Below are 26,348 nucleotides of genomic sequence, written 5' to 3' on the forward strand. Positions count from 1 at the left end.
AACCTTGTTTTAAGCCTTTACAGTGCCCTTAAATAGCACCTAAACTTTAGAACATAAACCCGTTTTTACCTCCTGATGGCAAGACAAACACCTCAACCAAATTACAATATGCTGATACATGGTGACACGTCGTGACACAAATTGACACATGCTGAAACATCCTGATTACTCCTGCCACAATATTCTGTATTATAGGGGGCTTCGTTCGGGTCTTGTTCAGGTTTTGTTCGAGTACCCTTTTAGTATGTTTTGTAAAAATGTGGTTTTTACCGAATGAGATGCGAAGTAGACTGGATGCAGACCAAAGAATAGGGAGGTGTTTTAATATAAAAAATATATAAGTTATATTTGATAGATAAGACGTATGCTTGTTATATATAATAGTTAGTTGTAAGTTTAAAAAAATAACTAACAATAATTTATCCAAAATCTAATAAAGCATAACTACACATCTGAATTCAAAAAAAATGAAAGTAAACAATATTTTAGAAAGAATAGATGATTTAAAAAGTATACTAGAATATAATGATTATTCAAATAGCTTAAAACTAACCATAAAAAGTAAGCAAGCAAAAAAAATAGAAATTCAAAATAAAGTCAAAGTAATTAATCTTAAATTATCAGAGTTTAACCATGATTTAGACCATATACTAAAAGATATTAATCAAGACTTTAATTTTGAGTTTTTTATAGATAGCTTAAAGAGTAAATCTACATTTGATGAAGTAAATCCAAGAATTGAAAAAGAAAAAGATTTAGAACAAATTAGAATTAAAGAAGAAAAATTAAAAATAGCTTGGGAAGAAAGCGAGGAATATAAGCAAATAGAATTTGTAAACTATTTGAATATTTCAAATAGGGACTTCTTAAAAAACATGTATTATAATGGTCCAGAAAATATTGAAGAATTAAAATTTTTAATTGATAGAGGTTTAGATGTTTCGGATTCATTTTATCCTATAATTAGGTTAGTAGATAGAGGTAGAACAATTGGTTTTATTAAATTTTTAATTCAAAATGGTTTAAAATTAAATCGAAATGATATTAGGGCTTTAAAAAATAAAGATTTTTTTAATTCTCAAGATTTCTTACAAGCTGTATATGATGCAAAACAAATTGATAATTCAGTCATAAACGAAATATTAGAAGAAAATGGATAATGATACCCTTCTAAAAGAAAAGGAATGGCAGCAAAGAAAGCAATCATTTCAACAGAAACAAGATGAATATAATCTTGAAGTTAATTCATTAAAGCAAGATTATTTACTTAAAAAAAATTATTCAATAAATAATTACACTAAGCTAATATTAGAAAATTCAGATTATCCATTTTTATTTAAAAAAGAAATTTATTGTGAATATAATCCTCAAAATAAAATATTAGTAGTAGATTATTATCTTCCCGCACCTAAATATATATCAACTTTAAAAAGTATTTCTTTTGTAGCATCTCAAAATGAAATCAAAGAAAAACACATTTCCGAAAAACAAAAAGACATTCTATTCGACCAAATTATTTACAAAATAACTTTAAGATCTCTTAAAGAATTATTTAGTTCTGATTATATAAATTGTTTAGAGGCGGTTTCTTTTAATGGCTGGGTTAAATCTATTAATAAAGCAACAGGCATTGAAGGTGAAAAATGTATTTTATCACTTCAGGTAAAAAAAGAAGAACTGATATACATGAATTTGGAAAATGTAGATCCAAAACTATGTTTCCGTAATTTAAAAGGAATCGGAAGTAGTAAGTTAAGCAGTTTAAGTGAAATACAACCTATTATTACATCTTTGGATTCGGATAAAAGATTCGTAGATTCAAAAAATGTTGATTTTGATGATACTACAAATCTTGCTTTAATGAACTGGGAAGAGTTTGAACATTTAATTCGAGAATTATTCGAAAAAGAATTTAGTAACAATGGTAGTCAAGTAAAAGTTACACAAGCAAGTAGAGATGGAGGTGTGGATGCAATTGCATTTGATTCTGACCCAATTAGAGGTGGAAAAATAGTTATTCAGGCCAAAAGATATACTAATACTGTGGGAGTAGCTGCCGTTCGTGATTTGTACGGAACAGTAATGAATGAAGGTGCTAATAAAGGTATATTAGTTACAACTTCAGACTATGGTTCAGATTCATATAATTTTGCAAAAGGCAAACCTTTAACTTTGCTTAATGGTGGTAACTTATTACATTTACTAGAGAAACACGGTACGAAAGCAAGAATTGATATAAAGGAAGCAAAAAAAATATTAAATGATTTGAATGAGCATAATTAAACCATAAATTAACATTTTATATATTTTCGGTTTATTATTAATTTAGTTACTTAAGTAAAATCTAATACTAAACTGTTTTGAATAATTTCTAAAGTTAAACGAGAATAAATGGAGAATGAGAAATTAAGAAACACTTTAAAAACTATGTTTCACCTTCAAACTCAAATTCATTTAACAATAGAAAGTCTAAATGAAATTGAAAGAAATCAAAAAATTCTAGAAAATATTAAATTAGATAATTTTTTTGATAAAAGCTTCAATCTAAAAAGATCAGCAGGTGCAATACTAGCAAACTATTCAATTATTCTATTCTGCTCTTTTCTTGATGAATACCATAATTTTTTCAATGTTTATGAACTACCTGAAGTAGATAAAGAAATAATATTAAAAGTAAAAAAGAAAAATAAAGCAGGTATTAAAAGAATTAATAAGTGGAGTGGATTATTAGCTTTTAGAAATCAATTATTAGTCCATAATTTTAGAATTAAAAATGAATCTTTCTTTTCAAAAGAAAATATTGAATATAAAATCCCTAACACTTTATCTGAAAAAAATTTATTATCAGGAATTATATACATTATTTGCTTAAATATTGGTGAAGCATTCCCAATGGTTATAAGTAGTTTAAATAGTAGAGATAGAATGGTTGATAATCTTAATCTAATTGGAGAGGAAATAGATAATGAAATGGAATTAGAATTATTATTAAATGAAATGAAATATTGAATTCCAAACAAAACTCGATTAGAACGTTAATCTTTTTGATATTCAATCTAAGGTTTCCTCAGGAATTGAGAAAAAGCTTTTAAAAAAAAGTGTTGTTTTTGGGTGAACGAAAAATTTAGATAAAAGTTCGTAAGCCTAGATTTTTTTGGCTTGGTTTATCAAGAGCGTAGTCGAAGGGTTTTTTATCAATGAAAAAAATGAACACGATTAATATTTAAGAAAAGATTAATCGTGTTTTAATTCTTTAAACAACATCTGTTCTAATACAAGCTAACCGTAGCTGTTATAAAAACCATTCAAAAGTTATATTGGTCATGTTTTTCTTATCATTTACATTATTCATTTTAATTGCGATTCCTGTTTTTGTAAAAGCGAATATCCTTTTTATAAGTCAATTTAATTTAGCTACACGGTATTTTACTCAAAAGGGCGTTAAAAAAAGCATAAGTATTCAGTAGGAAAACTTAAATCCGTTTAACCTTTTATCTTTGTATTTCTAAACAAAGTACACAATGAAAAATCAATTAACTATAATCGCTAAAATTCTAGCGAAAACAGAATTCACGGAACTTATAAAAGATGAACTTCTAAAATTAGTAGAGTCTTCAAGAACAGATAAAGGCTGTATTAATTATACCTTACTTCAAGATAACACCGATTTAAATAGCTTTGTGGTTTACGAAAATTGGGAAAACGATACTGCCCTTGAAAAACATTTAGAAACAGATCATTTTAAGACGTTTACAGCTGCAACACATGCTAAACTTATTGAATTTGCTGTAAATAAAATGACGACACTTTCTTAAACCAAATCAAGATGAAAGCTATAGGATTTAAACAATCATTACCAATATCAGAAGCAAATAGTTTTATGGCTTTCGACACTGAAAAACCAACACCCAAAGGGTTTGAGTTATTGGTTAAAATAGAAGCCCTTTCTGTAAATCCAGTCGATTTTAAAGTCAGACAAAATGCGGCAAAAGACATGGTGTTGGATACTCCTAAAATTATTGGTTGGGATGCCTCTGGTATTGTAGAAGCAGTAGGCGATCAGACCTCTAAATTTAAAGTTGGAGATCTGGTATATTATGCAGGCGATATTACAAAGGATGGATGTAACGCCGAATATCAGGTAATCGATGAACGCATCGTTGGGAAAAAACCTAAGGCGCTCACTCATGCCGAAGCGGCCGCCATGCCATTAACAACGCTAACCGCTTACGAAACGCTATTCGATCGTATAAAAGTGAATCCAGAATCCGATAAAGGGAAGACGGTTCTTATCTTGGCAGGTGCTGGAGGTGTAGGGTCTATTGCGATTCAATTGGCTAAAAAACTAACCAATCTAACCGTGATCGCAACGGCATCTCGAGAAGATTCTGTACAATGGTGTACCGATTTAGGAGCAGATTTTGTAGTAAATCATCATCATTTAAAAGAAGAATTACAGAAGATTGGTCACCCAGAAGTCAATTATATTTTAGACTTTGTCGACTTAGAAGGCTATTGGGAACTAGCAGCCGATATAATAAAACCTCAAGGGCATATTGTATCTATTACAGGAAGTACTAATCCGTTAGATTTAAATCTACTGAAAAATAAAAGTGTGACATTTTCTTACGAGTTTATGTACACACGTTCTATGTACACCACAGACGATATTGAAAAGCAACATGATATTTTAAATCAAATAGCCGATTTATTAGATGATGGTACATTAAAATCTACGTTAACAACAACCTTAAAAGGCTTTACTGTCGAGAATCTAAAAGAAGCACATCGCTTACAAGAATCAGGAAAGAGTATTGGAAAAACGGTGATTGTGTTTTAATATTTATATTCAATTGTGTTACAATTTAAGCCTTAGCAATCGTCTAAGGCTTTTTTGTGTCTTTAAGTTTTTTTAGAAATCCTAAAAATTCTCATCGATAAAAACACCGCTTTTGTATAGCAAACAACGGCAAACTTCTATTCTATTATATAGAACGCTTATATAGTCGCAATTTTGAAGTGTTAAATAAAAATACACTCAAAAAATGAAAATTGTTTTACAAATACTATGCTTTTTTAGTGTGATAATAGTTTCAGGACAAACAAATGATTCTATTACTCAACCTAAAATATGGTCTTTACAAGATTGTATAAATTATGCAGTAGAAAATAATTTGACTGTAAAAGATGCAGGGTTGAATAAAGATATATCGGAAGTCGATTACGATAAAGCGAAGTCTTTGCGATTACCAAATTTATTTGGTAGTGCGTCTCAGAATTTTTCTAATGGGAATACGATTGATCCCATTACTAGCGATTATGTAACCGATCAAATTTACTCTTCTAATTTAGGTGTGAGTAGTTCCATGACGGTATATCAAGGGAGTCAGCTTACAAATAAAATCAAGCAGAATAAACTTATTGTAGATCAGAATACGTTTTTAATTGAAGCGGCTAAGAACGACATCACCGTAGGTATTCTAGAAAACTATCTTCAAATTTTATATGCTGAGGAAGATATTAAAATAGCTGAAAACAATTTAATTGCTTCAGAAAAAGAAGTAGAGCGTGCAAAAGCACGATTAGATGCTGGAACGATAGCTTTAAACGGTTATACTGAGGCGCAATCACAGGCGGCTACTAATAAATATAATGTAATAACTGCAAAGAATAACTATCAACAATATATTATTGCGCTTAAACAGTTATTGGAACTTGGCCCTACCGATACGATTGAAATAAAGCCTATTGAAGGTGATATGGATATTGTAAATTTAGAAAAGGATAAAATGATGATCTATGATAAAGCTTTAGAGGTTTTACCAGAAATGGCTGCTAGTGATATAGATATTTCTATAAATGAAAAGGAATTAGATATTGCTAAAGGTGGGTATTTGCCAACCTTATCTTTAATAGGAAGTGTGGGCTCTGGATATACAAGTATTTCAGATGTTAATTTTACCGAGCAGCTAAATATAAATTTTAATCAGAAAGTAGGATTGAATTTGTCTATCCCGATTTTTAATCGAAATATAACAAAATCGGCAGTAAAAACAGCTAAGATAAATATTGAGCGTTCCGAAATTCAGAAACAATTCACAGAGAAAGAGATTTACAGAAAAGTGGAAACGGCCTATCAAAACGGACTCTCGGCACAGGAGCAACTTTTCGCAGCAGAGGCTTCTCAAGAGGCGGCTTTAGAGTCTTATAATTTGGCGACAACTAAATACGAATTAGGCGCTTTAAGTACTACCGATTTAATCATCAATCAAAATACATATACAGCTGCTCAGCAAGATTATATTAAAGCCAAATATTTAAATATTTTATACCACCAACTTTTACAATTTTATCAAGGAAACGATATCAAACTTTAATTCAAAAGAAAATGAAAAATAAAAAAATCATCATTATAAGCATTGTAGTCGTTGTATTGGCTATTGTAGGATACTCTTTTATGAAAGGCGACGATGCCATTATAATAGAAGCAAAAACGGTAGTTGCTAAAAAAGGAGATGTTACCACATCGGTAACGGCAACCGGAACGATTGAACCCATTACACAAGTAGAAGTAGGAACGCAAGTTTCTGGTGTTGTAGAAAAAATCTATGTAGATTATAACAGTGTAGTTACAGAAGGACAATTAATTGCAGAATTAGATAAAACAAACTTAAATGCTTCTAAAATACAAGCTCAAGCAGTTTATGATAATGCAGTAAGTCAAAGAAACTATTTGAAAACGATTTACGACAGACAAAAATCGTTGTTTGACAACCAAGTAATCAGTCAATCTGATTTTGATGAAGCTACTTTTAATTATGAAACTGCAAAAGGAACCGTAACTCAACGTTATTCAGATTTACAATCTGCCATAACAAATTTAGGATATGCTAATATTTATTCGCCAATAAATGGAGTTGTTTTATCTAGAGCTATTGATGAAGGACAAACAGTTGCTGCTAGTTTAAGTACACCAACCTTGTTTACAATTGCTCAAGATTTAAAAGAAATGCAGGTAGAAGCTGATGTTGATGAAGCAGACATAGGAGAGGTAAAAGAAGGGCAACGTGTTAGTTTTAATGTTGATGCTTATTTAGGAGAAGAATTTGAAGGCGTTGTTACCCAAGTACGATTAAACCCAACGGTAACCTCAAATGTGGTAACCTATACGGTAGTGGTTAAAGCAGATAACCCAGATTTAAAATTAAAACCAGGTTTAACAGCTATCATTTCTATTTACACCTTAGAATTAAAAGATGTGTTAACAACAGAAGCCAAAGCCATTAACTTTAAGCCAACGCGCCAAGAATTAACCGCTTATAATGAACAACAAAATCTTACGGCACAACAAACAAATGAAAGATCAACAGAAAGATCAACAGAAAGACCAACATATAAAGACAAAGGTAGCGTTGTGTGGGTTTACAGTAGCAATGGAGAAATAAAATCTCAAGAAGTCACTTTAGGAGCAAGTGATGGCGTTAACGTTCAAATTTTAGAAGGAATTTCTGAAGGTGACAAATTAGTATATAGCTTAGAAGGCGTAAGTGCTTCTGGAACAAAAACAACAGATAAAAGCGAAAGTCCATTTATGCCAACAACATCAAGAGGTGGTGGCGGAAAAAGATAATAAGATGAGCAAAGACATCATAAAAATAGAAGATTTAAAACGCGAATTTACGATGGGAACCGAAACGGTTCATGCCTTACGCGGAATATCGTTTGGTATAAAAGAAGGTGAGTTTGTTACCATCATGGGATCTAGTGGATCTGGTAAAAGTACCATGTTAAATATTTTAGGGTGTTTAGACCAGCCTACTTCTGGACTTTTTGAAATTGACGGTATAAACGTAAAAGACCTTAGTAGAAATGAACTGGCAACCATTAGAAACGAAAAGATAGGATTCATTTTTCAATCTTATAATCTATTAGCAAGAACATCAGCTATAGAAAACGTAGAATTACCGTTGTTATACAATAGCAAGGTTTCAACCAGCGAACGCCGTGAACGCGCTATAAAGGCACTTACAATGGTTGGTTTGGGCGAACGTTTGGATCATACACCGTCACAACTATCTGGAGGACAACAGCAACGTGTGGCCATTGCCAGAGCGTTGGTAAACAATCCCGTGATGATTCTAGCCGATGAAGCTACGGGGAACTTAGATACGAGAACGTCTTACGAGATCATGTCTTTGTTTCAAGAGTTAAATAAAACACAAGGTATTACCATCACTTTTGTAACTCACGAAGATGATATTGCAACATTTAGTAGTAGAACTGTAGTATTAAAAGATGGACATGTAATTAAAGATTATAAGAATGAAAACATCAAATCTGCTGCTGCTGAATTGGCAAAATTACCTAAACAAGACGATTAATTATGAGAGTATTAAACTTATTTAAAATAGCGATGAAAGCAATTATTCTCAATAAAACGAGAACTTTGCTTACTATGTTGGGGATTATTATTGGGGTAGCTTCTGTAATTGCAATGTTAGCTATAGGTGAAGGCTCTAAAGAAAGCATTCGCGAAAGTATTTCGGCTATGGGTTCTAATATTATTACTATAAGGCCAGCGTCTACTTCAAGTAGTGGAGTTCGGCCAAGTGCAGGTGAGATGCAATCACTTACCCTTAAAGATTATGAAGCCATTAAAGATCAAGCCACCTTTTTAAGTTATGCAACACCATTGGTAAATGGTAGCGGACAAGTTATAAACGGTTCCAATAACTGGCCAAGTACTATTTATGGCGTAAATCCAGATTATCTCAAAATTAAAGTAGTTGATTTGCAAAGCGGCAGTATGTTTACAGATTCCGAAGTACAAACGGCTTCTAAAGTGGCACTTATTGGGCAAACGGTCGTGGACAATGTGTTTCCTGATGGGCAAGATCCTATTGGACAGATGATTCGTTTTAATAATATTCCATTTACAGTGATTGGTGTATTAGAAGTAAAAGGAGAAAACACCTTTGGTCAAGACCAAGATGATGTGGTTATTGCACCATATACAACCGTACAAAAACGTATTTTGGCTATTGATTATATCAGTCAAATTATGGCTTCGGCAATAAGTGAAGACGATGCGCCAAATGCTGTTACTGAAGTCTCAGAAATTATGAGAGTACAACATAAAATACCTCATCCAAGTAAAGACGATTTTAGTGTACAGTCTATGGAAGAGCTTATTTCTACTTTTAGTTCTACAAGTGAGATGTTAACTTTATTATTAGTAGCTGTAGCAAGTATTTCGTTATTAATTGGAGGTATTGGAATTATGAATATTATGTACGTTTCAGTAAAAGAACGGACCAAAGAAATTGGATTAAGAATGGCTGTAGGAGCTAAAGGAGCTGATATTTTAATGCAATTTTTAATAGAAGCTATTTTAATAAGTATTACAGGTGGTGCTTTAGGCGTCCTTTTAGGACTCACCTCCACAGTATTCATTGAGAAATTCTTGAATTGGCCGACGAGTGTCGCGCTATATTCCATAGTGATTTCGTTTGCTGTTTGTGCTGTAACAGGTATTTTCTTCGGATGGTATCCAGCACGTAAGGCATCAGCTTTAGACCCAATTACAGCTTTACGTTACGAATAGAGGACAAGAAGATAAACAGTTGATGCTAATATTCGAATAAAAAATGATGTGTGATTATAAGAACAGTTAAGTAGTCAATTATTACAATAATTCAGTCAAAAAGGATCGTCCTAAATTATAGGTCGGTCCTTTTTGTTTTTACTTTTTTTTGAAAGTCTTAAACCTATTTTAAACCTCTTTAATGCCCTTATTTTGAATATGTTCTCGTTTGTAGATGAAATAACCCGAATCGTAGATTATAGTTTTAAATATAGCCACTTTATCAGTTCTTTGTATCATACAATTAAAAATTAGAAAAAATGAAGAACGTAACACTAAAAAATAGAGTAAACTATTTGGGTATATTTTTCTTGCTATTCTCATTAATGACATTAGTCATAGGATGTAATACCGATAATGATTCTGATGATGAAACTACACTATCAGAAGATATTACAATAACGAATACTAATGTATCTGGTACGCCTGAAGGAGATACCAATAACACAGGTGCCGATGAAGATGATGTAGTTGAAAATGCTACTTTTTCAAATACCGTGCAAATTGTGTTTTCAGAGAACATGTCTACAGTTTCAAATCCTGTTCCTTCGGATGTGGTGATTACGCAAAACGGCTCTGAGGTTATTATTAATTCGACTATCTCCGAAGTGGCTTACGAGGTATCTGGTACAACAACAGATGGGATGTTAAAAATATATAGCGATAAAAAATTCAAATTATCCCTAAATGATTTAAGTATTACCAATACAGATGGTCCTGCCATTAATATTCAATCTTCAAAAACGAGTTTTGTGATATTGGAAGGTACCAATAACTTAACCGATGCATCAAGTTATAACAACATCCCTGATGACGAAGATGCAAAAGCAGCATTTTTTAGTGAAGGACAATTGGTTTTTAGTGGTTCTGGAACCCTTAACGTCGCAGGAAACTACAAGCATGGTATTGCAAGTGATGATTATGTAAGAGTTATTAGTGGAACCATTACAGTAACCAAAGCAGCCTCCGATGCTATACACACCAACGATTATATTATTGTAGATGGAGGTACACTTAATTTAACTGCGGATAGCGATGGAATGGATTGCGAAGAGGGCTATATAATTATTAACGATGGAACGTTTAATATAAATGCTGTGGATGATGGTATTGTAGCCTCGTATGATATTGATGATGAGGAAGAACCAGACGATTCTATTACACCATATGTCACTATAAATGGTGGTGATTTTGTGATAAACAATTCCGAAGGTGAAGGGATAGAAGCAAAAGGAATATTGACTATTAATGACGGTACAATAAATATAAATTCATATGATGATGGTATTAATGCAAATGGAATTTTATACATAAATGGAGGAAATATCTATGTTTATACTACAAAAAATGATGCTATTGATAGTAACGAAGGTATTACCATTACAGGTGGAACAACCATTGCCATAGCCACTAGAACTGATGAGCCAGATGGTAGTTTTGATTGTGATGCTAACACCTTTAAAATTACCGGAGGAACCATTTTAGGATTGGGGTTAAATACATCATTTCCAACGGAGAGTGAAAGCACACAAAACTCCGTTATTTTTGATGGTGTTAGTGCAAACCAGCTATTGAATATTCAATCAGCAGATGGTACGGAAGCACTTACGTATGAAGTGCCTTATAGTGTCGTCACAATTATATATTCCAATGCAAAATTAGAAACCGATAAAACGTATACGATCTACACAGGAGGTAGTGTAAGCAATGGAACTGAAATCAACGGATTATACACGTCTGGAACTTATAGTGGTGGAATAGACTCGGGTAATTCCTTTACAACAAATAGTTCAGTGACGCAAATTGGAGGTGAAATGGGACCAACAGGAGAAGGTGGAGCAGGAGCAGGAGGACCAAGGTAAATGACGAAACAGCAATCGAAAAAGAAGAACACATAGATAATTATGTGAGATTGGTGAGAACTGTAAAGTAGAATCCATGTAAAACCATAAATTTTAAAATTATGAAAACATTAAAAATCAGTACCATTACACGGATATTCATTTTTGCCTTATTAACGGGTTTTATCTTACAATCGTGTAAGAATAACAAAGGCAAAAACACGGAAAACAGCACCAATATGCGTCAGAGTAACTACTTACAAATTGCAACTGGTCAGGTTGAAACATATGGCGAAGACGGAGAACTCTTAGAAAACTTAAAAGCAGGAGATCCGTTTTATGGTCAAGATGGGAATTACTTAAACGGAAACCTGATGACTTACAACAAAAATGGAGATGGTACCATTACCGATAAAAACTCTGGATTGATGTGGGAAGAGATTCCAACATCAGAAGGATTTGATTGGGAAGGTGCAAAAGCATATGCTGAAAATTTAGAACTCGGAGGTTACGACGATTGGAGACTGCCAACCGCTAAAGAATTGTATTCTATTAGTGATTTTAGTACGGGTTGGCCCTATATAAACACAGATTATTTTTCATTAGTAAATAACGAACATGTCGATAAAAGTGAACAGTATTGGGCAGATAATGCCTATGTTGGTCATACAGAAGAAGGTGGTTATACAGCTGCTTTTGGTGTAAATTATGCAACGGGTCATATTAAAGCATATCCAGGAGAAGCACCAAAAGACATGGGAGATCGTAAAGGTCCGCCTCCAGGAAATCAAAGACCTCAAGGTGAAAAAGCAGAAGACGTTGCTAATGAAAATTCTGAAGGTCCAAAAGGAGAGAAACGTGATGGTAATAGACCACCTCCTCCAGGGAATGGAGAGCGTCCAACAGGAAATCCGATGTTAAAACATGTGCGTGCTGTCCGTGGTACTGTCTATGGCACTAATGATTTTGTCGATAATAACGATGAAACCATTTCAGATCAAGCAACGGGCTTAATGTGGTCTAAAACGGATAGTGAAATAGGTTTAGATTGGAAAAATGCTTTAGCATATGCAGAGGGTTCAGAACTGGCAGGCTATTCGGATTGGAGATTGCCAAATGTAAAAGAATTACAGGGAATAGTAGATTATGATTATGCACCGGGAGCTCAAGATATATTAAAAGAAGGACCCGCAATAAATCCCATATTTAATACCTCAGAAATCACGAATGAAAATAGCGTTTTAGACTATCCTTATTTTTGGACGAGTACATCTGCACGCTTTCAAAAAGGAAAACCGTATTACTATGCGTGGTATGTGTCTTTCGGACGCGCTGTAAATAATGAAGGTTTAGATTTTCACGGTGCAGGAGCAGTACGATTCGATACAAAACATGAAAACGGACCAGCAAGTGAAGGTGGAGAACGTTATTATAACTATGTGCGTTTGGTAAGAAATGTGAAGTAATAATAAACCATATCTCGACTCCGCTCGATAACCTTCATGTTCAAGTATAGAACATAAAACAACTAGATATTAGATGTGAGACCGCTGCGCTGTTAGATACAAGAATCAAGATTCATAGACTTTGTTGATTAACAACGCAGATATAAATGTATAGGGTGCTTGAGCGGAGTCGAAAGCTTTTTGAGCCATATCTCGGCTCCGCTCGATAACCTTCATGTTCAAGTATAAAACATAAAACAACAAGATATTAGATGTGAGACCGCTGCGCTGTTAGATACAAGAATCAAGATTTATAGACTTTGTTGATTAACAACCCAGATATAAATGTATAGGATGCTTGAGCGGAGTCGAAAGCTTTTTGAGCCATATCTCGGCTCCGCTCGATAACCTTCATGTTCAAGTATAGAACATAAAACAACTAGATATTAGATGTGAGACCGCTGCGCTGTTAGATACAAGAATCAAGATTTATAGACTTTGTTGATTAACAACGCAGATATAAATGTATAGGGTGCTTGAGCGGAGTCGAAAGCTTTTTGAGCCATATCTCGACTCCGCTCGATTAACATTTGGAATCATGAGATCCTGAAATCAGAGATTCATGAATGCTTTTATTAAAAATACTAATTATAAAAATGAAAAAAGATACAGATTTTGCTTTGTTACTGATACGAGTTACCGTGGGAGGTTTAATGTTGTTCCATGGTATTGCCAAGATTAACCATTTAGATGGTATTCAGAATATGCTAGCCAATGCAGGCTTACCAGAACTAATGGCATATGGCGTTTATATTACGGAATTGATCGCTCCGATACTTATTTTGATAGGTTGGCGAACACGATTGGCATCTGTAGTTTTTGTCTTTGGAATGCTGACTGCTTTATATTTAAAACACGCAGGAAATCTATTCGAATTATCTAAGACAGGTGGTTTAGCGATAGAGCTCATTTTACTGTTTACCTTGCCTGCTATAGCGTTGTGTTTTTCTGGTGCGGGTAAATATGCACTGTCAACAAAACATGCTTTGGATTAAATACATTAGTAACTATATTAATTAAGTTAAAATAATCTAGCTAAATAATTAGTTTGTAAATGCTATTTTTGAGAGGCCTTTAATAAGTTAAAGAGCTTTAGGAGGACCAAAAAACTTTAAAGAATCAATTATTCTTATAATTAAAACTAATGTATAAAAACAAAAACATAAATATCTTTTCACATCTACTAGTCTGGTTGGTGTTGTTTAGTATGCCTTACTTTCTATCGTATGGTCAGGAGCAAGATATAGATCGTATAGCTGCTCGCTTTTGGGTGCCGTTGGCATTTTATGCTCTGATTTTTTATCTGAATTATTTCATATTCATAGATAAGTTTCTATTTGCAAAAAAAACGATACAATTTATCATTATAAATATAGTATGTATTGCTTTATTCTTAGCGCTTAAAGAGCAAATTGGAGCTACGTTTTTTGATGCGCTATTACAGAGAGATAATAGAAAAGAAGAAGGGAAGCCACCTATTGAAATGTTTATCTATATGCAAGCGTTATCGTATATCGCGCCACTATTATTTTCTATTGCCTTAAAAACAACTAAGCGTTGGGTCACTACAGAAGCAGAACGTAAGGAAGCCGCTAATGTAAAACTACAATCAGAATTACAACATTTACGCTACCAATTACAGCCGCACTTCTTTTTCAATTCGTTGAATAACATTTATTCTTTGGTCGATATTTCTCCAGAGCAGGCAAAATCTACTATCCATAGTTTAAGTAAGTTGATGCGGTATTTATTGTATGAAACAAATATTGAAATGGTGCCTATAACTAAGGAAATCGATTTTATGAAGAAGTATCTGGAACTCATGAAATTACGCGTTTCCGATAAAACACAAGTCGTTTCACAGTTTCCTTCGGGTTTACAGACCATTCAAATTGCACCGCTTTTATTTATTTCATTAATAGAAAATGCTTTTAAACATGGTGTGTCCGCAAATAAAGAGAGTCATATTAAAATAGATATGACTACTGAAGATAAAACGGTAAGATTTACAATTGAAAACGATAATTTTCCAAAACAAACCACAGATAAAAGTGGTTCTGGAATAGGACTTCAAAATCTTAAAAAACGTTTAGAATTATTGTATCCTGATAAACATGTATTTAAAACAGAAGTTAAAGACGGTCAATTTTTAGTAGATTTACAAATAGAAACCTAAACGATATGGATACTTTAAAACTAAGTTGTGTAATTGTAGACGATGAGCCTATGGCTCTAAATTTAGTTGAAAGTTATGTTGAAAAAACGCCGTTTTTAGAGCTTAAAAAGAAGTGTGGTAGTGCTATTGAAGCCATGGAATATTTACAAGATGAAACGGTTGATTTACTGTTTTTAGATATTCAAATGCCAGACTTGACAGGTTTAGAGTTTTCTAAAATGGTACCTAAACACACCCGAATTATTTTTACTACGGCTTTCGATCAATATGCTCTTGAAGGATTTAAAGTTGAAGCTTTAGATTATTTATTAAAACCTTTCGATTATGCCGAGTTTTTAACGGCAGCAAATAAAGCCAGAACCTGGTTCGATTTGGTACATGGAAAAAACACAGAAGCCACAATAGGATCTGCAAGTCCATTTTTAGAAAAAAAAGAGTTTCTTTTTGTGAAATCAGAATACAAGCAATTACGCATCAAACTCTCGGATGTCTTATATTTTGAAGGCTTAAAAGATTATATCAAGATTTGGCTAAAAGATAATCCGAAACCCATTTTAACATTAATGAGTTTAAAATCTTTGGAAGAAGAATTACCGAGTTCAGACTTTATGCGTGTGCATCGCTCTTTTATTGTATCCTTAAAAAATATTGAAGTTGTAGAGCGTAGCCAGATTTTAATAAACAATCAGCGCATTACAGTTTCCGAGCAATACAAGCCTAAATTTTTAGAGTTCATTAATCAAAATTCCTTGAATAGTTAAAAGAGGCTTCGTTTTTATTCCAAATTCAAATATTTACATCTTCAAAATATTCGAGTTCGTAGATCGAATTACGGAATTAGTCTATATCTTTTTAAAAGTAAACTGAATAAGAATACTTTTACATGATATATATTAAAAATTATTGTTTTATGAAATCTCAACTGTTTGGTTTAATCTTATGTTGCATCACATTATCAAGTTATGCACATCCAGAAAATGGATATTTAGTTGCCGATACTATTAGTATAGCCAATGAAAATGTGAATTATAAGGTAACCGATAACGAGCGTTATATTATGGTTGACATCAGTACTCAAGATACCAAAACGATCATGACTATGTTACATCATGGCGTGACTGTGTTTTTCGATTTAAAAGGGAAAGACAAGGAAGATGTCGCTGTGAAATATCCGCTGGAGCCAATCAATATGCAAATGAAACCGAAAGGAAGTCGTACAGATGATTTTCAAACGGAAGCTGAGGTTAATCAAATAAAGAAAAATATAAAGAAAGCAGTGAGTACAGATTTTCCTGAAGAAGCTGAATATATTTTTTTCGATAAAACAAATAATTTTAATGTGCTATTAAACAGTTTAGACATTAAAGCTGTTTATGGGTATAATGAAAAAACGGGGATATTAACGTATCAATTAACGATACCAAAATCCAAATTAAAGGAGAAGTCTAAAAGTGATTTTTCTAAATTAAAAATTGGAGTAAAAACGGAAATGCCTGAAAAAGGTAAAAAATCGGGTCCTACTGAAAGTCTTGAAGGCGGAGGCGGAGGCCGTGGAGGTTCTGGAGGCCGTGGAGGAGGTGGCGGTGGTAGATCATCACAAAGTCAGCAAGGATCAGATGATGGAGATTCGAAAGGACCTACTGGAATCGATTTTTGGTTCGAAGCACCGATGTAATAGTCTTGTAAAACAATCAATTCTTATAAAAGCACAGTTATAAAACCTAGGCTTACGATACACTAATATAAAGTTTCGTAAGCCTAGGTTTTTAGCTTGGTTTATCCAGTGCGAAGTCGAAGTTCTTTTAATCGTTGTAAAAAAATAAACACTGATAATTACCAAGACAGGGCCTGCAAAATATAAATTTGAGAATCGTTGAGGTCATATCTATAACTTCAGTTATGTTTGCAAACTTATGGATTCACTTACGCAAATCGTTTTAGGTGCCGCTATTGGCGAAGCCGTTCTTGGCAGAAAAATTGGAAATAAAGCCATGTTATATGGTGCAATTGCAGGTACAATTCCCGATTTAGATGTTTTGGCTTCTCATGTTACAGATACAGTTAGCGCTCTTGAAATCCATAGAGGATTTACACATTCTATATTGTTTTCAATTATTTTTGCACCTATTTTTGGATGGATTGTATCGCGATATGAGAGCTATAAGAACGTTAAAGGCTGGTCGTGGTTGTTTTTCTGGGCATTTGTAACACATCCGCTTTTAGATGCCCACACCACTTGGGGCACGCAATTATTTTGGCCGTTAGATTTGCGTGTTGCTTATAAAAACATATTTGTAATCGATCCGTTATATACCGTTCCTTTTTTAGTGTTTCTAATTTTGGCTATGTTTCAACATCGGTCGTCTAAAAAACGGAGCGCGTTTAATAATTGGGGACTAATCTTAAGTTCATCCTATTTACTCATAACGCTTGTTTTAAAGGGCATTGCATTTAATAAATTTGAAGCCGAATTACAGGATCAAAAGGTATCGTATTCAGAAATAGATACACGGCCATCACCATTAAATACGATATTATGGATTGCCAATGTCGATACTAAGAACGCCTATTTAGTTGGTCATTATTCGTTTTTCGATACCAAGCCCATTAGTTTTAATAGCTACCCAAAGCATCATGAATATCTGGGAGAATTAATGGATAATGAAAAGGTAAAACGCATGATTCAGATTTCTAAAGGTTGGTATACTATTTCGAAAATTGAAGACACGTTGTATTTTAACGATTTACGTTTTGGAACGCTTAGTATGGAGCCCAATGCCGATAATTTTGTGTTTCAATATAAGATTGAAAAAGATAAAAACGGTAATATTAACTTTATAGAAACCCCTAAAAATCGAGATGATGCCAAACGACTTATGGGTGACTTATGGCAACGTATTAAAGGAAATTAGACTTCAAATTATATATTCTACTAAATCTTAAAATGGTTTTAAAGGTCAATATTCGGCATTCACAGAAAACTTAGAACACTTCACTTAATTTAAGAATTCGGTACTATTTTATTGATGACATTTGAGTCATAATAACAACGTGTAAAAGTATTTAAGAATGAAAAAAGTAAGTTTAGTATGTCTAATAGCCTTTCAATTAGTCTTTATGTATTCGTGTTCAGATGATGATACAACTACAGATGAAACTGAAATTGATGATGGTACAGATGTTATAATAGATGATGCTGATTTTGAAGCTACAGATTGGACCACGGAAACCCACAGTAAAAGTGCCGATCCTAATTTTGATGAAGTGTTTGAAGATGAAGCAGTGAAACGTATAGATATCGTAATTACTGAAGCACGTTGGGATAGTATGTTAACAGATATGACAACGCTTTATGGTACGTTTGGTGCTACTTCTGGAGGAGGTGCTGGTGGTCCCGGAGGCCCTGGAAATGGAGGAGGTGGACAAGTTGAAGAAATAGATGAAGATCCTATTTTTGTACCTGCCGAAGTATTTTATAATGGTAAAGAATGGTACCGTGTAGGGGTTCGTTTTAAAGGAAACTCAAGTTTACAATCAAGTTGGGCTGCAGGAATTTTAAAATTATCTTTTAAATTAGATTTCGATGAATATGAAGACGATTATCCTCAGATTGATAATCAACGTTTTTACGGATTTAAGAAACTGAGTTTAAAAAATAACTATAACGACAAATCGATGTTAAGAGAAAAAGTAGCAGCCGATGTGTTTAGGGATGCTGGTTTAGCAGTTTCTCATACTGCATTCTATACCGTTTATGTAGATCATGGTGATGGTCCAGAATATTTTGGTGTATATACTATGGTTGAAGAGGTAGATGATACGGTTATCGATACACAGTTTTCAGATAATGATGGAAACCTATATAAGCCTGATGGCGATGGCGCAAGTTTTGCAGAAGGAACTTTTTCTGAAGATGTATTTGTTAAGAAAACGAATGAAGATGATGCCGATTTTACAGATATTGAAGCCTTATTTGCTGCCTTACATGCCGACAATAGAGCATCAGATCCAGAAGCTTGGAGAGCGGAATTAGAGACTATTTTAGATACAGATACGTTTTTAAAGTATTTAGCTGTGAATACAGTAATCCAAAATTGGGATACTTACGGAAGAATGACACATAATTATTTCTTATACAACAATCCAGATACAGCACGTTTATCGTGGATTCCATGGGATAATAATGAAGCCTTGCAACGCGGAAATGCTGAAGGTGCTTTAGCTTTAGATTTTTCAAATTTAAATGATAGTCAATGGCCGTTAATAGGGTATATGTATGCCGATGAAACCTATAAAACACAATACGATACGTATGTTCAGGAAACCATAGACAATGCGTTTAACACCAGTACGATTCAAGCGAAATATGCAACGTATTCTGCTCTAGTAGAACCTTACGCAACAACAGAAGTAGAAGGATTTACATTTTTAAATTCAAGTGCAGATTTTCAAATAGCAATAAATGAATTAAATAATCATGTTTTAGAACGTGCTTCAACCGCTAATTCTTATTTAAATAATTAGTCTAAAGTCCTTTAATCAGGTATAAAATTTAAAGCCAGTTATTACTTGAATAACTGGCTTTTTTATGTGAAATATTTTAGGGTTAATAACTTAAATCATAATTATTTTAAACTCTAATTTTAAGTGGTTTCTTAATTATATTCAATTCTCCTAAGTGCATCAGTTACTAAAAATCAATGTATTTCCCTAAATAGAGTTGCCCGTTTTTAATTAATTATTTCATTGTTAAATATACTCATTTTAGGTCTGTTTTCTGGCTCTAAGTTATACCAGTATTTTTCAAAAGTTCTAGGACTCATTTTAGGTAAATTTTTGTGAGTTCTTTTAGAATTATAATTATCTACCGCCTTTTTTACACATCGTTTTAATTGATAAAATGTCTGTGGTTTCCAATAATTTAAATACTCTTCTTTTATGGTTCTGTTTATACGTTCAGCATAAGCATTGTCTAAACCGCTTAAGGACATACTTATTTTTGCGTTTACATTCTTTAAACGTTCTATATACCTAGAGTACGTATATTGGCTACCTCTATCTGAATGATGTATTTCTGGAGGCTTATTAGTTTTTAAAGCCATGTTTAAAGCTTTCATGTTTGCTTCTGCTCGCATGTTATCTGATACCTGATGACCAACTATCTTTTTTGTATAAACATCAATTATAAAAACAGCATAATAGTGTTTTTCTTTTAATGGCAAATAGGTAATATCTGATTGCCATACACCGCTTGGTTTGTTTATCTCTAAGCCTTTAATTAAGTTAGGATAATACTTCTTTGAACTTATGGTAGTACGTTTGTAATTTCTCTTCTTTTTTAATCTATAACCCAGAGACATCATGGTTTCTATAAATCGATCTCGACCAATAAAACTAGGATTTAAAATTTGATACATTTTCTCTACTCCACAACCAGGGTGATCTAAACGCAGATCATCAGCCTCCAAAATTAATTGAGATAATTGATCGGTAAATAAGGCCTGTCTGTTCGCATATTGGTAAACAGCTTGCTTACTAATACCGACAACTTGATATAACTGATTCATGCTAAAACTTACTTTTGTTTTGTTGATTTTGAACCAGCTGATTGTGGAGTGTTGGAGTTTTTTTTGATTTCAATATTAAATTCATCTTGAGCGAGATCAATCATTTTCTCTAAGTAATCAATCTTAATTTGTTTGCGACCAACAATAGCCTCAAGCTCTTTAAGACGAGCTTCTAAAATTTCCATTTTTTGCTTACTACTGTCTTTCATCTCCACAACTCTTGCCCCTTTTTCATTAAAGTTAGAAAATTTATAGATCCAATTGTAGATTGTTGAGTTGCTAATTCCGTGTAATTTTTCTAACTGAGGAACACTAAATTGTCCCGACTCAAAATCTTTAACCAATTCGCGTTTAAATTCTTCTGAATAAATACGTCGTTTTTTAAGCTGTTTAATATTTGCTTTCATAGGTAATCACTTGTTTTAAGTGGTCAACCTATATCAGGGACATACACAAATCTCTTTTCTCAGTTCTCTATTCTTTAATCTTACTTTTTATGAATTCTAAGAATATAATATAAAGAACACCCCTAACATAATTCCCGCTAATGGCACTAATTTTTTACGCTTGTTTTGCTCTTTAAAAATAAGTCCACCAATTACAACAGCAATTATTATCTGACTTCTTTTAATCGCAGAAAGCAACATAATTAATGCTTCAGGATCTTGTAAGGCTTTAAAGTAAAAATAATCGGCTGTTTGTAATAAAATACCAACTGCTGGTATAGACCAACGCCATTTAAATGCGTTTCGTTTTTCCTTTTTCGGAAACCAGATTACCGACATGATAACCAGTAAAATTAAAACGGTATATAAACAAAACCAGAATTGAAGTGTTTGCGGATTCAGTGATAAACTCTGAATTAAAAACTTGTCGTATAGTCCGCTAGAAGCACCTAAAAACGTCGCGGCTATAATTGCGAATATCCATTTGTTTTTTGAAAATACTATGCCTTCTTTTTTACCAATTTTAGAATAGAGAATGACCGACCCAATAATCAGAAAAAAACCAATCCATTGCAACGGATTCGGACGTTCTTGGTATATAAAAATGGCACCTATAAATGTAAAAAAGGGTCCAGCCGAGCGAATAGGTGTAACAATTGTTATTGGTAAATGTTTTAAAGCTTGATATGCCAAAACCCAAGATCCCGCCATAATAGCCGATTTTATAAAAATAAATCCGTGTTTTTCCCACGGAATATTTTCAACAAAAAACCCTAAAGATTTGGTGTAATCTGAAGCAAATTGCGATCCCAAATAGAAGGGAAGTAAAACCAAAAAACCAGACGATATGGTTCCTAAAAGTACTGGAAAAACTTCATTCCCTTGTACCGCATGTTTTTTACATAAATTATGTAATCCTAAAAATACAGCCGATAAGAGGCCTAAATACATCCACATGGGCGCAAATATAGTTTTTTAAGGATTTTTTCATCTTTTTAAACCTTTTATTTTAACATTTATTTACAAACTACAACAGCCTGAAATACATAAATTTGTCGCCATAAAAAAATACATATGAAATCAATTTATATTGCCTTATTAGTCGTGTTTTTCGTCTCTTGTGATTCAAATGATGATATCTCAACAGAGTATATAGACTACACCGTAGAAAACGAACAAGAAATTTTATCGTATATAGCAAATAATAATCTGGATGCAACACGTACGGATTCAGGTTTATATTATGTGATTGATGATCAGGGTGAAGGGAGTGAGATTACAGCGACTTCAGATGTTACAGTAAAATTTAAAGGCTATTTTACTAACGGAGAGGTTTTCGGTGAAAACCAGGATACAGGTTTTACGGATAATTTGCAAAATCTGATAGAAGGATGGAAAGAAGGACTTCAGCTTTTTAATGAAGGCGGACGTGGGATACTTATAATTCCGGCGCACTTAGCATATGGTAGTAATGATTATAGTGTGATTCCTGGAGGATCTGTTGTTATTTACGATATAGAGGTTGTGGATTATGATGCAGAAAACAAACAAGAAATTATAGATTATATTGACGATAATAATTTAGATGCGCAGTCTACAGATTCAGGATTGTATTATGTGATAGACGAACAAGGAACCGGAGAAAAACCAACAGGAACATCTCAAGTAACAGTAAATTATAAAGGTTATTATACAGATGGAGAGGTTTTTGATGAAAGTACAACAGAGGTATCTTTTTATTTAGATAGTGTTATTGAGGGGTGGACAGAAGGTTTACAATTATTTAATGAAGGCGGAAGTGGTAAATTATTAATACCATCGGCTTTGGCTTATGGTAAGTATGGTATCGCTGGTGCTATTCCTGGAGGAGCTGTTCTTATTTTCGATGTCGAATTAATTTCTGTAAATTAAATTTTATAAAAAATATAGTATAGTAAAAGCCCATCTTTTTAAGATGGGCTTTTTTAGTAGAAATATCTCATGTTAAACCATGTGTTATACCTTCATTTTTCTATTTTTGTTACTATAAAAAATTCATAATATGAAATCAGTATACTTAGCTCTTTTTGTTGTTCTCTTTGTTTCTTGTAATTCAGAGAAAGTAGATTATAAAGTTAAAAATGAGCAAGAAATTAAAGATTATATCGCCACTAATAATTTAGACGCTACGCGAACAGATTCTGGTTTATATTATGTTATTGAAGAACAAGGTACAGGAAAACGAGCAACAAGTTCTTCTAAAGTTACCGTAGCGTACAAGGGGTATTTTACCGATGGCAAAGTATTCGACCAAAGTAACGATGGTATTTCTTTTTCTTTAAATCAAGTTATTAAAGGTTGGACCGAAGGTATTCAATTATTTAATGAAGGCGGAAGCGGTATCTTGCTAATTCCATCGTCTTTAGGTTATGGGAGTAGTAATCATTCAGGTATTCCAGGAGGTTCAGTACTTATTTTTGAAGTGAGTTTATTAGAAGCACAATAAAATTTAAAGACGTATCCGTTTAATAAAAAGTAATCAGGCTTATCTTTAGTGATTGCATTTTTTTTACGGAATTAAATAATATAATCACCCTAAAAAGTAAATTTATGAAATCAATACTATTCACATTTTTTATAGTATTATTTGTGTCTTGCGAATCAGATGATACTGTTACCAAAGAGGATTATACAGCAGAAAACGAACAAGAAATTTTAAACTATATGTCAGCTAATAATTTAGAAGCTACCCGATCAGATAGCGGTTTGTATTATGTTATTGATGAAGTTGGTGATGGAGAACCGATTTTTGCAGACTCTCAAATTTCTGTTCGTTATAAAGCGACTTATACAGATGGAAAATTATTAGAAAAAGATGCATTTGGTTCTGCTTATAGTTTGAAATTTGAAATTGAAGGATGGATTGAAGGATTACAACATTTTAATGTTGGAGGTCGTGGCACACTAATTATTCCTGCCCATTTGGCTTACGGAAGTTATGATACTAACAGTATTCCAGGAGGTTCTGTTATTGTTTATAATTTTGAAATCATTGATTTAGAAGCAGAAAATAATCAAGACATTTTAAATTATATTGAAGACAACAGTTTAATTGCTAATGCCTCAGAAACGGGGTTATATTATGTAATTGATGAAGAAGGCACTGGAGAAAGACCAACGAATACTTCAAAAGTAACTTTTGTATATACAGCATATTATACAGATGGGACGATTTATAAAGAAAGTCCTGCAGAAGGTGTGACGTATGAATTAAACTTGACTATTTTAGGTTTAAAAGAAGGGCTTCAAAAATTTAAAGAGGGTGGTAGTGGTACGTTATTAATACCTTCAGCTTTAAGCTATGGTCCCTTTAATTATATAGACTATATAGGAGGTTCCGTTTTAATTTATGATGTAGATTTACTCGCCGTGAATTAATTAAATCTAAGTTTAATTATACAGTAAAGCTCAATATTAAAAGTTGGGCTTTTTTGTTTGTAAATAATTCGATTGCAAGTAATATTTAGTAAAGATTAGGATAGCCATTATTACTTCTATCAGTAATCAGAGAATATAAAGTATATTTGCATCTTAAATTTTTTTTTATGCAAGCAAAGCGCCAAGGTGAAGTAGAAGTGTTGAGTCAAAAACAAATAGATGAATGCTTGTTTGTTTTAGAACATTTAAATGCAGATACCAACCTGATTTTCGATATTCCAAAGAACAAAAGAATCGCTTTAATTAAAGCTACAGGGCAATTTTCTAGACCCAGTCGGGAGGAATTTAAACGTCGGAAAAAGGATGCTAAGAAAAATGCGAAGCGTAAAAAAGAAGTACAAGATCGTGTAGCTCGAAAAGTGACCGGTATTCGGAATGCTCGGGAAACGCCTATTTTTATGGCGCCTAAATTATTGGCTGCTGCGGCTATAGAGAACAAAGAAACAATAGAATTAGAAACCCCTAGAAATTGTTACGTCTGTAAAGAATCATTTACTAAAATGCATCATTTTTACGATACGATGTGTACCGATTGTGGCGATTTTAACTATGCTAAACGCTTTCAAACTGCCGATGTAAACGGACAAGTAGCGATAATTACAGGGTCGCGATTAAAAATTGGATATCATATTACGCTAATGTTGCTACGTGGAGGCGCTACGGTTGTGGCGACAACACGTTTTCCAGTAGATTCTGCGATTCGGTTCGCCAAAGAAGATGATTTCTTCGAATGGAAAGACCGTTTACATATTCACGGTTTAGATTTAAGACATATTCCTAGTGTAGAGATTTTCTGTAATTATATAGAACAAAAATATGATCGATTAGATATATTAATTAATAATGCGGCGCAAACCGTAAGACGTCCTTCTGGTTTTTATGCGCATCTAATGGGTAAAGAAGAACAGCCAATAGAAACGTTGCCTAAAGCTGTTCAAGATCTATTATCAGATCATACAAGTTGTTTGAACGAATTAAAATCATTGACTTCAGGCGCTTCATCTAATAAAAATATGCCTGTTACTTGGCATGGTCCAGAACCAGGAATCGGATTGAGAGCTTCAGCTAAACTATCTCAAATTCCGTATAGTTTCGATAATTCATTAGTTGCAGAAGAGGTGTTCCCTGAAGGGGAATTGGATGCCGATTTACAACAAGTAGATTTACGAAAAACAAACAGCTGGCGATTAAAATTGGGTGCCATAGAAACCACAGAAATGATAGAAGTGCAATTAGTGAATTCTGTTGCACCTTTTGTGTTGTGTAATCGCTTGTCCGAACTAATGAAAAAGGAAAACACAGGACAGAAACACATTATAAATGTGACGGCTATGGAAGGGAAATTCCACCGTGTGTTTAAAGAATCTCGTCACCCGCATACCAATATGGCAAAAGCCGCTTTAAACATGTTAACGCATACGGCTTCTGGAGAATTGGCCAAATATGGTATTTTCATGAACGCGGTAGATACTGGTTGGGTAACAGATGAAGATCCTGCCGAACTCGCGAAAATGAAACAAGATGTTTACGATTTTCAACCCCCATTAGATATCGTAGATGGCGCTGCGCGTGTTATGGATCCATTATTAGATGGTATTAATACTGGGAAGCATTGGTGTGGTAAATTCCTTAAAGATTACAGACCAATAGAGTGGTAGGCTAATAATAAATCTTCATATACCTGAATGTATTT

Annotated in this window: 24 protein-coding genes; 21 read left to right on the forward strand and 3 right to left on the reverse strand. The window is 33.2% G+C overall.

Annotated features, from left to right (window positions below; all coding sequences use genetic code 11):
- Positions 1–467 precede the first annotated feature (467 nt).
- From R6X41_RS06760 to R6X41_RS06840, 17 genes are all read left to right on the forward strand, one after another.
- Positions 468–1,160: a hypothetical protein gene (locus tag R6X41_RS06760; RefSeq protein WP_318498659.1), complete on the forward strand. Its 693-nt coding sequence runs from the start codon at positions 468–470 to the stop codon at positions 1,158–1,160.
- A complete protein-coding gene (locus R6X41_RS06765; protein WP_318498661.1) occupies positions 1,153–2,283 on the forward strand; it encodes a restriction endonuclease in 1,131 nt (376 codons plus the stop codon). Before R6X41_RS06760 ends, R6X41_RS06765 begins: the two co-directional genes overlap by 8 nt.
- 108 nt (positions 2,284–2,391) lie before the next feature.
- The gene (locus R6X41_RS06770) at positions 2,392–3,009 is read left to right on the forward strand and encodes a hypothetical protein (RefSeq protein ID WP_318498662.1); all 618 of its coding nucleotides are present in this window, start codon (positions 2,392–2,394) and stop codon (positions 3,007–3,009) included.
- Positions 3,010–3,521: 512 nt separating this feature from the next.
- Positions 3,522–3,815 carry a putative quinol monooxygenase gene (locus R6X41_RS06775; RefSeq protein WP_318498664.1) on the forward strand — a complete coding sequence of 98 codons (294 nt, stop codon included), beginning with the start codon at positions 3,522–3,524 and terminating at the stop codon, positions 3,813–3,815.
- Positions 3,816–3,826: 11 nt separating this feature from the next.
- Entirely contained in the window at positions 3,827–4,840 is a 1,014-nt protein-coding gene (locus tag R6X41_RS06780) for a zinc-binding alcohol dehydrogenase family protein (protein ID WP_318498666.1), read from the forward strand.
- A gap of 205 nt (positions 4,841–5,045) precedes the next feature.
- The gene (locus tag R6X41_RS06785; protein ID WP_318498668.1) at positions 5,046–6,377 is read left to right on the forward strand and encodes a TolC family protein; all 1,332 of its coding nucleotides are present in this window, start codon (positions 5,046–5,048) and stop codon (positions 6,375–6,377) included.
- A gap of 11 nt (positions 6,378–6,388) precedes the next feature.
- On the forward strand, positions 6,389–7,630 hold the full coding sequence (locus tag R6X41_RS06790; protein ID WP_318498670.1) for an efflux RND transporter periplasmic adaptor subunit: 1,242 nt from the start codon (positions 6,389–6,391) through the stop codon (positions 7,628–7,630).
- A gap of 4 nt (positions 7,631–7,634) precedes the next feature.
- Complete coding sequence (locus R6X41_RS06795; protein WP_318498671.1) at positions 7,635–8,381, forward strand: ABC transporter ATP-binding protein; 747 nt, start codon at positions 7,635–7,637, stop codon at positions 8,379–8,381.
- Positions 8,382–8,383: 2 nt separating this feature from the next.
- A complete protein-coding gene (locus R6X41_RS06800; protein ID WP_318498673.1) occupies positions 8,384–9,604 on the forward strand; it encodes an ABC transporter permease in 1,221 nt (406 codons plus the stop codon).
- Positions 9,605–9,903: 299 nt separating this feature from the next.
- Positions 9,904–11,505 carry a carbohydrate-binding domain-containing protein gene (locus tag R6X41_RS06805; RefSeq protein WP_318498675.1) on the forward strand — a complete coding sequence of 534 codons (1,602 nt, stop codon included), beginning with the start codon at positions 9,904–9,906 and terminating at the stop codon, positions 11,503–11,505.
- 101 nt (positions 11,506–11,606) lie between these two features.
- Complete coding sequence (locus tag R6X41_RS06810; protein WP_318498677.1) at positions 11,607–12,950, forward strand: Lcl C-terminal domain-containing protein; 1,344 nt, start codon at positions 11,607–11,609, stop codon at positions 12,948–12,950.
- Positions 12,951–13,585: 635 nt separating this feature from the next.
- Entirely contained in the window at positions 13,586–13,984 is a 399-nt protein-coding gene (locus tag R6X41_RS06815; RefSeq protein WP_318498679.1) for a DoxX family protein, read from the forward strand.
- A 149-nt stretch (positions 13,985–14,133) separates the two neighbouring features.
- On the forward strand, positions 14,134–15,165 hold the full coding sequence (locus R6X41_RS06820; RefSeq protein WP_318498680.1) for a sensor histidine kinase: 1,032 nt from the start codon (positions 14,134–14,136) through the stop codon (positions 15,163–15,165).
- Positions 15,166–15,170: 5 nt separating this feature from the next.
- Positions 15,171–15,926, forward strand: coding sequence for a LytR/AlgR family response regulator transcription factor (locus tag R6X41_RS06825; RefSeq protein ID WP_318498682.1), 756 nt, complete (start codon positions 15,171–15,173; stop codon positions 15,924–15,926).
- 149 nt (positions 15,927–16,075) lie between these two features.
- Positions 16,076–16,840, forward strand: a complete 765-nt coding sequence (locus tag R6X41_RS06830; RefSeq protein WP_318498684.1) for a hypothetical protein — start codon at positions 16,076–16,078, stop codon at positions 16,838–16,840.
- A 238-nt stretch (positions 16,841–17,078) separates the two neighbouring features.
- Complete coding sequence (locus R6X41_RS06835) at positions 17,079–18,077, forward strand: metal-dependent hydrolase (protein WP_318498685.1); 999 nt, start codon at positions 17,079–17,081, stop codon at positions 18,075–18,077.
- A gap of 157 nt (positions 18,078–18,234) precedes the next feature.
- Positions 18,235–19,689, forward strand: a complete 1,455-nt coding sequence (locus R6X41_RS06840; RefSeq protein ID WP_318498687.1) for a CotH kinase family protein — start codon at positions 18,235–18,237, stop codon at positions 19,687–19,689.
- A 206-nt stretch (positions 19,690–19,895) separates the two neighbouring features.
- On the opposite strand, the gene R6X41_RS06845 is transcribed toward R6X41_RS06840, so the two are convergent.
- The 3 genes from R6X41_RS06845 to R6X41_RS06855 all read right to left on the reverse strand — a co-directional run bounded on the left by R6X41_RS06845 (position 19,896) and on the right by R6X41_RS06855 (position 22,135).
- Complete coding sequence (locus tag R6X41_RS06845; protein ID WP_318498689.1) at positions 19,896–20,732, reverse strand: IS3 family transposase; 837 nt, start codon at positions 20,730–20,732, stop codon at positions 19,896–19,898.
- Between the two features lie 8 nt (positions 20,733–20,740).
- Positions 20,741–21,139 (reverse strand): transposase, encoded by a 399-nt coding sequence (locus tag R6X41_RS06850; RefSeq protein WP_318498690.1) that lies wholly within the window; start codon positions 21,137–21,139, stop codon positions 20,741–20,743.
- A gap of 96 nt (positions 21,140–21,235) precedes the next feature.
- Positions 21,236–22,135 carry an EamA family transporter gene (locus tag R6X41_RS06855; protein WP_318498692.1) on the reverse strand — a complete coding sequence of 300 codons (900 nt, stop codon included), beginning with the start codon at positions 22,133–22,135 and terminating at the stop codon, positions 21,236–21,238.
- A gap of 117 nt (positions 22,136–22,252) precedes the next feature.
- Between R6X41_RS06855 and R6X41_RS06860 the strand changes: the two genes are divergently transcribed.
- The 4 genes from R6X41_RS06860 to R6X41_RS06875 all read left to right on the forward strand — a co-directional run bounded on the left by R6X41_RS06860 (position 22,253) and on the right by R6X41_RS06875 (position 26,313).
- Positions 22,253–23,089 (forward strand): FKBP-type peptidyl-prolyl cis-trans isomerase, encoded by an 837-nt coding sequence (locus R6X41_RS06860; RefSeq protein ID WP_318498693.1) that lies wholly within the window; start codon positions 22,253–22,255, stop codon positions 23,087–23,089.
- A 130-nt stretch (positions 23,090–23,219) separates the two neighbouring features.
- Positions 23,220–23,663, forward strand: a complete 444-nt coding sequence (locus tag R6X41_RS06865) for an FKBP-type peptidyl-prolyl cis-trans isomerase (RefSeq protein WP_318498695.1) — start codon at positions 23,220–23,222, stop codon at positions 23,661–23,663.
- Between the two features lie 104 nt (positions 23,664–23,767).
- Positions 23,768–24,595, forward strand: coding sequence for an FKBP-type peptidyl-prolyl cis-trans isomerase (locus R6X41_RS06870; protein ID WP_318498697.1), 828 nt, complete (start codon positions 23,768–23,770; stop codon positions 24,593–24,595).
- Between the two features lie 167 nt (positions 24,596–24,762).
- Positions 24,763–26,313, forward strand: a complete 1,551-nt coding sequence (locus R6X41_RS06875; RefSeq protein ID WP_318498699.1) for an SDR family oxidoreductase — start codon at positions 24,763–24,765, stop codon at positions 26,311–26,313.
- Positions 26,314–26,348: the final 35 nt, after the last annotated feature.

The organism is Formosa sejongensis (assembly GCF_033447105.1).
GTDB lineage: Bacteria > Bacteroidota > Bacteroidia > Flavobacteriales > Flavobacteriaceae > Formosa.